Origin of the sequence: Citrobacter sp. TBCS-14, assembly GCF_005280805.1 — a bacterium.
In the GTDB taxonomy this organism is placed as follows: domain Bacteria; phylum Pseudomonadota; class Gammaproteobacteria; order Enterobacterales; family Enterobacteriaceae; genus Citrobacter; species Citrobacter gillenii.
This window is the reverse complement of sequence record NZ_SZWM01000661.1, coordinates 302-637: the sequence shown is the minus strand read 5'-3', so window position 1 is coordinate 637 and position 336 is coordinate 302. Positions and strand designations below refer to the sequence as shown.

At 53.0% G+C, this 336-nt stretch carries 1 protein-coding gene; it reads left to right on the top strand.

Features of this window, described 5'->3' with window-relative positions; translation table 11 throughout:
- Positions 1-336 (top strand): amino acid--tRNA ligase-related protein (locus FDX22_RS20530; RefSeq protein ID WP_304571791.1); only part of this gene is annotated, 336 nt, incomplete at both ends.

Sequence of the window (336 nt, the reverse complement as noted above, 5' to 3'; positions counted from 1 at the left end):
GATTCACTGCCGCTCGACTCTAACCACGTAAATACTGAAGAAGCTCGTCTGAAGTACCGCTACCTCGATCTGCGTCGCCCTGAAATGGCGCAGCGCCTGAAAACGCGTGCCAAAATTACCAGCCTGGTGCGTCGTTTCATGGACGACCATGGCTTCCTCGACATCGAAACGCCGATGCTGACGAAAGCGACGCCAGAAGGTGCGCGTGACTACCTGGTACCGTCTCGCGTACATAAAGGTAAATTCTACGCGCTGCCACAGTCTCCTCAGTTGTTCAAACAACTGCTGATGATGTCTGGCTTCGACCGCTACTACCAGATTGTAAAATGCTTCCGT